The sequence below is a fragment of the Stieleria mannarensis genome, from assembly GCF_014154935.1.
GTDB lineage: Bacteria > Planctomycetota > Planctomycetia > Pirellulales > Pirellulaceae > Stieleria > Stieleria mannarensis.
Map to the genome: position 1 here is coordinate 1 of NZ_JACEHH010000129.1, position 1,855 is coordinate 1,855.

The following is a 1,855-nucleotide window of genomic DNA, read 5'->3' on the forward strand; positions in this document are numbered from 1 at the left end:
TCGGATGACCGTCGTCGAATTTGAAACAACTGTTGAAACGTTTCTCGATCAAATCTGTTCTATTTCTGACGGCCATCGCGGCAGTCTTTCTTTGCGTAATTGTCCCCGCAGTTCTTCCGTTTAAACCATCACTTACATTTGAGAACATTAGCCTAACATCTGTCGATCAAGGCGATGGCACGACCAACATCGCGATCAACGGAACAATTCGGAACACTGGACGCGAATGGCTACGATTCCTCGCACTGCACACGGACACTTCTGGTTACTACATAAAAAACACCGACCCAAAAGCTCACCTTAGATTCGAACAAGGCGGTATCGCAGACTACTTCGATACCGGACTCGGCCCCGGACAGAAGATGCCACTAACGCATACGATTTCAATTCCGCATTCTCCAATCGACAGTGTAGCAGTTACGATGTCCATTCACGTTGCTACTGAACATGCGGAGCAGAGCGGCACAAAACACGGAGTGGCACAAAGTCGAACCTATAGAATCGACGAACCATGAATTGCACGGGAGGACGGGAGTTGGGTTTAATGGTCTGCTTGCCAGTCTATTGCCCGTCCCCCGTGAATTCTGCCGTTATCCCACTGAATCATGCTCTGGCCTATTGTCCTGCCGTTCAAGATTACTTTCTGGGTTCTTGCTGGTTTCGTCGCCACAGTTGCTCTGGTTTCGCCTTGGTTCAAATGGCGACGCGGAAAGGCGGTTGTCATTTCTACTCTTGTCGCATTCCTCGCGTTCGTGCCCGTCTGCGCTGGCATCGGCTCCATTCTCGATTCACACCGATTTGGCGTTTTTCACTACAGCACCTATTCGGAGGTGCAAGATTTCCGGATTGAACGTTACCTGCCGCCAATGGCGCGTGACATCACGCTCGACAAATTTGCAATGGGTCACCGGGCGATGTACAAGATTTCGCTCGACGAACTAACCGACTTCCTCGATTCACTCTGGCTCGAAGCAGATGGCCGATCCGCAGTGCCGCGAACGGAACTCGAAGACTCTGCTGCTGTTCCGGCCGAACACTTTGACTACTCATTTGACGGGTTAGACTGGCCAATGCCGGACACGGCATTGCACTTCCATAGTCCAATGCAATCGGATGGCGGTGGCGCTGACTACTATTTTGACCCGAAAACGAACACTGTTCTCCAGCATGCTGGATACTGGTAGGGATAACCATGCCGTGCACCGGAGCGGCGTCAGCGCGTTTTCTGATGGTTAGTTTTCTCTCGCCGCCCGGTGACGGCGGACGTTCCCCGACTGAAAAATGCACGCTGGGCTTGATACGCTAATTGGACAATTCCGGTCTGCCCAAGACATTGGTGTCTCAACACTTGTCAATACGGTAGGGCTGCCGATTCCGAACTCTGCACACGACTGGGCGTCGTACTGTAGCGAGAACGGACTTGCACGGATCAATACGACGATCAACGGCGTGGATATCTACACGCACGGGTACGGAGTCGAGCTGAAGATTGGGACTCTGACGATCGACTTTGACTGGGGCCCCAACGGCGAACGCGATGTATTTGATGCTTGGCGACTCTACAACTTCACTTTTGACAATGTGACTGGTATCGAGTGCTCGCATTCGGATGTAATTGACTGGATCGACTCCGCATATGCATCTGGCGAACTTGTTAAGATTGGCTACAAGTATGCCGATCCAAACCGCCGCTGGCGCACACCCCCACCCAACCAGTAAGGATTTGACTTCGCGAGCTTGCGAGCCGAAGTTCAAGTCCTCTGTTCAAGAAGCCCGTCAGCGCCAGAGCGGCCGTCTATATCTCTCTTGGATTTTGCTTCGATTGACTGGGCTCGTTCGAGGCGCATCTGCCAGG

3 protein-coding genes are annotated in these 1,855 nt (G+C 52.4%); all 3 read left to right on the top strand.

The window, feature by feature from the left end; genetic code table 11:
• The first annotated feature begins 32 nt into the window (after positions 1 to 32).
• The 3 genes from H1B37_RS32645 (at position 33) to H1B37_RS32655 (ending at position 1,719) form a co-directional block, all read left to right on the top strand.
• Positions 33 to 515: a hypothetical protein gene (locus H1B37_RS32645; protein ID WP_182871458.1), complete on the top strand. Its 483-nt coding sequence runs from the start codon at positions 33 to 35 to the stop codon at positions 513 to 515.
• Between the two features lie 90 nt (positions 516 to 605).
• Positions 606 to 1,184 carry a hypothetical protein gene (locus tag H1B37_RS32650; RefSeq protein WP_182871459.1) on the top strand — a complete coding sequence of 193 codons (579 nt, stop codon included), beginning with the start codon at positions 606 to 608 and terminating at the stop codon, positions 1,182 to 1,184.
• 97 nt (positions 1,185 to 1,281) lie between these two features.
• A complete protein-coding gene (locus tag H1B37_RS32655; protein ID WP_182871460.1) occupies positions 1,282 to 1,719 on the top strand; it encodes a DUF6896 domain-containing protein in 438 nt (145 codons plus the stop codon).
• The last annotated feature ends 136 nt before the right edge of the window (positions 1,720 to 1,855 follow it).